The organism is Nocardioides sp. P5_C9_2, from assembly GCF_054049555.1.
Map to the genome: position 1 here is coordinate 1 of NZ_JBFUMD010000264.1, position 5403 is coordinate 5403.

Annotated in this window: 6 protein-coding genes and 1 pseudogene; 4 read left to right on the forward strand and 3 right to left on the reverse strand. The window is 73.1% G+C overall.

Going from position 1 to position 5403, the window contains the following annotated elements:
- Positions 1-698, forward strand: a 698-nt coding sequence (locus ACXJKL_RS13450) for a D-alanine--D-alanine ligase family protein (RefSeq protein WP_457207551.1), incomplete at its 5' end; no start/stop codon positions are given.
- A 15-nt stretch (positions 699-713) separates the two neighbouring features.
- On the opposite strand, the gene ACXJKL_RS13455 is transcribed toward ACXJKL_RS13450, so the two are convergent.
- On the reverse strand, positions 714-1157 hold the full coding sequence (locus tag ACXJKL_RS13455) for a DUF3515 family protein (RefSeq protein WP_457207552.1): 444 nt from the start codon (positions 1155-1157) through the stop codon (positions 714-716).
- A gap of 47 nt (positions 1158-1204) precedes the next feature.
- Positions 1205-1441: an Lrp/AsnC family transcriptional regulator gene (locus ACXJKL_RS13460; RefSeq protein ID WP_457207553.1), complete on the reverse strand. Its 237-nt coding sequence runs from the start codon at positions 1439-1441 to the stop codon at positions 1205-1207.
- A 66-nt stretch (positions 1442-1507) separates the two neighbouring features.
- On the opposite strand from ACXJKL_RS13460, the gene ACXJKL_RS13465 reads away from it, so the two are divergent.
- Positions 1508-2470, forward strand: a complete 963-nt coding sequence (locus tag ACXJKL_RS13465) for a thiamine-phosphate kinase (protein WP_457207554.1) — start codon at positions 1508-1510, stop codon at positions 2468-2470.
- A 75-nt stretch (positions 2471-2545) separates the two neighbouring features.
- On the opposite strand, the gene rpmB is transcribed toward ACXJKL_RS13465, so the two are convergent.
- Positions 2546-2731: a 50S ribosomal protein L28 gene (gene rpmB, locus ACXJKL_RS13470; protein WP_056885645.1), complete on the reverse strand. Its 186-nt coding sequence runs from the start codon at positions 2729-2731 to the stop codon at positions 2546-2548.
- A 214-nt stretch (positions 2732-2945) separates the two neighbouring features.
- Between rpmB and ACXJKL_RS13475 the strand changes: the two genes are divergently transcribed.
- Both ACXJKL_RS13475 and ACXJKL_RS13480 read left to right on the forward strand, forming a co-directional pair.
- Positions 2946-4580 carry a DAK2 domain-containing protein gene (locus ACXJKL_RS13475; protein ID WP_457207555.1) on the forward strand — a complete coding sequence of 545 codons (1635 nt, stop codon included), beginning with the start codon at positions 2946-2948 and terminating at the stop codon, positions 4578-4580.
- A gap of 3 nt (positions 4581-4583) precedes the next feature.
- Positions 4584-5403, forward strand: a pseudogene (locus tag ACXJKL_RS13480) (ATP-dependent DNA helicase RecG); the annotation flags it as partial.

Below are 5403 nucleotides of genomic sequence, written 5' to 3' on the forward strand. Positions count from 1 at the left end.
CCTCCGCGGTGGGCATGGACAAGGCCTTCATGAAGGTTGTCCTGGCCGCTGCCGGCCTGCCCGTCACTCCCGGCACCACGGTGACCCGAGGCGAGTGGGACACCGACCCGGCGGGCGTGCTGGCCCGGGTCGAGGAGCTGGGGTTCCCCGCGTTCGCCAAGCCCGCCCGCGGTGGCTCGAGCATCGGGATCAGCAAGATCCACGACGCGTCCGAGATCGGCGAGTGCCTGGCGCTGGCCTTCGAGCACGACCCCAAGGTGCTGGTCGAGCAGGCCATGGTCGGCGCGCGTGAGGTCGAGTGCGGCGTGCTCGGCACCCGTGACGGCGCCCCCGAGACGAGCCGTCCCGCCGAGGTCCGCACCGGCGGTGACCACGAGTTCTACGACTTCGAGGCCAAGTACCTCGCCGACCAGCAGACCGAGATCGACCTGCCCGCCGACCTGCCGCCCGAGGTGGAGCAGGAGCTGCGACGACTCGCGGTGCGCGCCTTCGACGCCCTGTCCTGCGAGGGGCTGGCGCGCGTCGACTTCTTCGTGACGCCCGAGCACGCGCTGGTCATCAACGAGCTCAACACCATGCCGGGCTTCACCCCGACCTCGATGTTCCCGCAGATGTGGGCCGAGTCGGGAGTGGACTACGCGGCCCTGGTCGACCGTCTGATCACCCTCGCCCTGGAGCGCGACACCGGCCTGCGCTGAGTCGTAGCCGGGGCGTCAGTGGCAGGGCTCGGTGGGCTCCAGCTCGGACTTCACCGGAGCGGCCAGCTCGGTCAGCATCTGGTCGACGCCGGCTCCGCGACGGTCCGCCGGGACGTGCAGGGCGACGTACGGCGTGTGGGTCAGCGCCGTCGCGGTGGCGTCGCCGGCCAGGTCCTCGAGCTCGGCCTCGGGTACGAACCAGCCGACCCGGCGGACCTGGATGCACCGCGCGAACTCGTCGTACTCCTCGGGCCTGTCCACGCCGCAGGTCAGCTCGACGTCCCCCCACGACGCGGTGCGGTCGTTGCTGTCCGACATCGCCTCGCCGGCGAGCCGGTCGGGCAGGGCGTCGAGGAGGTCGGCGCAGGCGGCGGCGTCGCTCCCGGAGAGGTCGGGCAGGTCGGGCTCGTCCGAGCACCCCGACACGGACGCCAGCAGGCACAGGGCGAGCGCGAGCACAGCGGCGCCCCACGTCCGGGTGGACGCGGGGCGCGAGGACTGCGGTGTCAGATGTGGACGACGGGGCACGTGAGCGTGCGCGTGATGCCGTCGAGGTTCTGCACCTTGGAGACGACCAGCTTGCCCAGCTCGTCGACGTTGCGGGCCTCGGCGCGGACGATGACGTCGTAGGGGCCCGTGACGTCCTCGGCGAGGGTGACGCCCTTGACCTGGGCGATCGCTTGGGCGACCTCCGCGGCCTTGCCGACGTCGGTCTGGATGAGGATGTAGGCCTGGACGACCATCTGGACTCCTTGCTGCTCGGATGTGTCGTCGGCCAACCTACCGCGTCGTCTGATGTGATGGGAGGCATGTCTTCCCCAGCCTCGAACCCGTCCGACACGACCGTCGCCGATGCCGGTGAGTTCGGCCTGATCGAGCAGCTCGGCGCCGTCTTCGCCCAGGGCGAGCACGTGCTCATCGGGCCCGGCGACGACGCCGCGGTGCTGCGCATCCGCAACGGCCACGTGGTGGTGTCGACCGATCTGATGGTGGAGGGTCGTCACTTCCGACGCGACTGGGCCAGTGCCGAGGACGTGGGCCACCGTGCGGCCGCCCAGAACCTCTCCGACGTCAACGCCATGGGCGGGCGGGCGCACTCGCTGACCATCGGGATGGCCATGCCGGCCGACCTCCCGGTGCAGTGGGCCCTCGACTTCGCCCGAGGGTTCGCAGCCGAGGCCGCGCTGGTCGGGGCGAGCGTCGTCGGGGGTGACGTCACCCGCGCGGACGAGGTCGTCATCGCGGTCACCGTCCTCGGGGCCTGCACCCGGGCCCCGGTCGTCCGCAGCGGCGCCGAGCCCGGCGACGTGCTCGCCCTCCACGGCCGCCAGGGCTGGGCCGCCGGGGGACTGGCCGTGCTCGGTCGCGGGTTCCGGTCGCCCCGCGTGCTGGTCGAGGCCTACCGTCGTCCCGAGCCGCCGTACGACGGGGGCCGGATCGCCGCCGAGGCCGGCGCGACGTCGATGATCGACATCTCCGACGGGCTGCTGTCCGAGGCCGGCCACCTCGCCCGCGAGAGCGGGGTCGCCATCGACGTGCGCAGCGACGCCTTCGAGATCGCCGAGCCGCTCACCGCGGTGGGCGCGGCACTCGGTGCCGACCCCCTCGGCTTCATCCTCGGCGGCGGCGACGACCACGCCCTGCTGGCGACCTTCCCCGATCCCGCCGCGGTGCCCGATGGCTGGCTCGTCGTCGGGGCGGTCACCGACGGCGAAGGGGTCACGGTCGACGGGACGGCGTACGACGGGCCCACGGGCTGGACGCACTTCTGACCCCGGCACGACCCCAGGCACGACGAAGGCCCCGTCCCAGCAGGGACGGGGCCTTCGACGACGTGTGTCAGCGGGTCAGCGCGAGACCTTGCCGGCCTTCAGGCAGCCGGTGCAGACGTTCATGCGCTTGGGCGTGCCGTTCACGGTCGCCCGGACGCGCTGGATGTTCGGGTTGAAACGACGCTTGGTGATCTTGCGCGACCAAGGACGGTTGTTGCCGAAGCCCGGCTTCTTGGCGCAGATGTCGCAGACGGCAGCCACCGTGCACTCCGATCAGTTCGAGGATTTCCCATGGGGGGCCCGCGGAGATGTCAGCGGGCAACCGCGCCAGACTATCCGACAACCTCGGAAGGGATGAAATCGGAGCCTCCGCCGTGCACGGGGCCGGGGGCACTACCCTGTGGCACTCGCACCGGACGTCCAGCACAGCTCCACGGACGCCCCGGGGACAGGGAGCAGGGGAGGGCACGCAGGGATGGAGACCGTACCCCACGGCATCTCGACCACCTCGATCCTGCGTTTCGTCGACATCGCCTCCGACGCGCTCGGTGGGGCGCGCGAGGAGATCGACGCCCTCAACGTCTATCCCGTGCCTGACGGGGACACCGGAACCAACATGTTCCTCACCGTCGCCGCGGCCCGCGACGCCCTGCGCGACGCGGTCGGCCGGCAGCCCGACCTGCCGCTGGACGACGCGCTGGCCGTGCTGTCCCGCGGGGCGCTGCTCGGCGCCCGCGGCAACTCCGGGGTGATCCTCAGCCAGATGCTCGGTGCGTACGCCGCCCGGCTGCGGGAGGCGTCCGTGGGGGAGCGCAACGCCGGCATCGTCGCCGACGCCATGCGACGGGCGACCGACGCGAGCTACGCGGCGGTCGGACGACCCGTCGAGGGCACCATCCTCACCGTCGCCAGGGCCGCCTCGGACGCGGCGATCGAGCGCGCCTCCGGTGAGGGTGCCCGGGCCCGGGACGTGTTCGCCGCCGCCGCCGCCGCCGCCCGGGAGGCGCTCCTCCGCACCCCCGAGCAGCTCCAGCAGCTGGCCGACGCCGGCGTGGTCGATGCCGGGGGACGCGGGTTGTGCGTCGTGCTCGACGCCGCCGAGACCGTGTCGACGGGCCGACGCCCGGAGCCGGTCGCGCTCACCGGGCACCGCATCCCGGTGCCGCACCCGATCACCGGGGACCACCTCACCGAGGACGGCCCGGCCTACGAGGTGATGTACCTCCTCGACGCCGACGACGACGCGCTCGGGCCGCTGCGCGCGGTCCTCGACACCCTCGGGGACAGCCTCGTCGTGGTCGGCGGTGACGGCCTGTGGAACGTCCACGTCCACGTCGACGACGTGGGGGCGGCGATCGAGGCCGGCATCGAGGCCGGCCGTCCGCACCGGGTACGCGTGACCCACTTCGCCGAGCAGGTCGCCGAGGCCCGCCGGCCGCCGACCACCCGGCAGCGCTCCGTCGTCGCGGTGGCCGCCGGCCCCGGTCTCGCCACCCTGTTCGAGGAGGCCGGTGCGGTGGTCGTCCACGGCGGCCCGGGTCGCCGTCCCTCGACGGGCCAGCTCCTCGAGGCCGTCCACTCCTGCGGGGCGAGCGAGGTCGTGCTGCTGCCCAACGACGCGGACTCCGTGCGGGTGGCCGAGATCGCGGCCCGCACCGCCGAGCAGGAGGGTGGGATCCGCGTCGAGGTGATCCCGAGCCTCGCCCAGGTGCAGGGCCTCGCGGCCCTCGCGGTGCACGAGCCCGGGCGGACCTTCGACCAGGACGTCCGCGAGATGACCGCGACCGCCCGCCACGCGCGCCACGGCGCGGTCACCGTCGCCGCCCGGCAGGCGATGACGATGGCCGGGCCGTGCGAGCCCGGTGACGTGCTCGGCGTGATCGCGGGGGACTTCGCGGTGGTGGGCGGCGACCTGGACACCGTCGCCCGCGAGGTCGTGGATCGGCTGCTCGGCGGTGGCGGGGAGCTGGTGACGATCGTGGCCGGCGAGGGCGGGGCCGGCCTGGCGTCCCGCGCCGCGGCGTACGTCGAGAGGGTCCACCCGCACGTCGACGTCTCGGTGTACGACGGGGGCCAGGCGCGCTACCCGGTCCTGGTGAGCGTGGAGTAGTCGATGGTCTCGATCACCCCGGACTCACCGGTGGCGGCCGTCTTCGGGCGCAGCCACGCCAAGCGCAAGCTCGTCGAGGAGGGCCTCGGCATCCGCACGATCGGAGAGCTGCTCCACCACCTGCCCCGGCGCTACATCGCCTCGACCGAGCTCTCCGAGGTCGCMGAGCCGGTCGTGGGCCAGATGATGTCGGTCGTGGGCGAGGTGGCGTCGTCGCGGGTCACCGAGTTCTTCGCCCACAAGAAGAGGCAGTACCGCACCGAGGTGAGGATCCGCACCAACGGACCCGACTTCACGCTGTCGTTCTTCAGCCCGTACGCCGCGCAGGCCGAGAAGTACGCAGCCGAGATGCGGGCGGGGAGCCGGGGGCTCTTCACCGGCAAGGCCAAGCTCTTCCACCACGCCTGGCAGCTCGAGCAGCCGCACCAGCTGATGTTCGGCGAGGACGGCGAGGCGGCCTCGCTGCCGCGGCTGCTGCCGGTCTACCCGTTGACCCACCGGCTCTACGTCTGGGACCTGATCCGGGTCGTCGGACTCGCGCTGGACCTGGTCACCGGGGTCACCGACGTGCTCACCCCCGAGCTGCGCCGCGAGCACGACGTCCTGGACATCATGACGGCTCTGCGCCTGGCCCACCGTCCCGACGACTACGCCCAGGTCGGGGCCGCCCAGAAGCGGTTCCGCTTCGAGGAGGCCCTGGTCCTCCAGCTGGCGCTGGCCCGGCGCCGGGCCGCGCAGCGGGCGCTGGGGGCCCGCTCCCGCACGGGCGGCGGGGACCTGCTCGAGGCCTTCGACGCACGCCTGCCCTTCCAGCTCACGGCCG

What these genes read in the sequence shown, in the direction of transcription:
- ACXJKL_RS13465 (WP_457207554.1), top strand. Translation starts at nt 1,508, where the DNA reads ATGTCTTCCCCAGCCTCGAACCCGTCCGACACGACCGTCGCCGATGCC.
- ACXJKL_RS13475 (WP_457207555.1), top strand. Translation starts at nt 2,946, where the DNA reads ATGGAGACCGTACCCCACGGCATCTCGACCACCTCGATCCTGCGTTTC.
- ACXJKL_RS13460 (WP_457207553.1), bottom strand. Translation starts at nt 1,441, where the DNA reads ATGGTCGTCCAGGCCTACATCCTCATCCAGACCGACGTCGGCAAGGCC.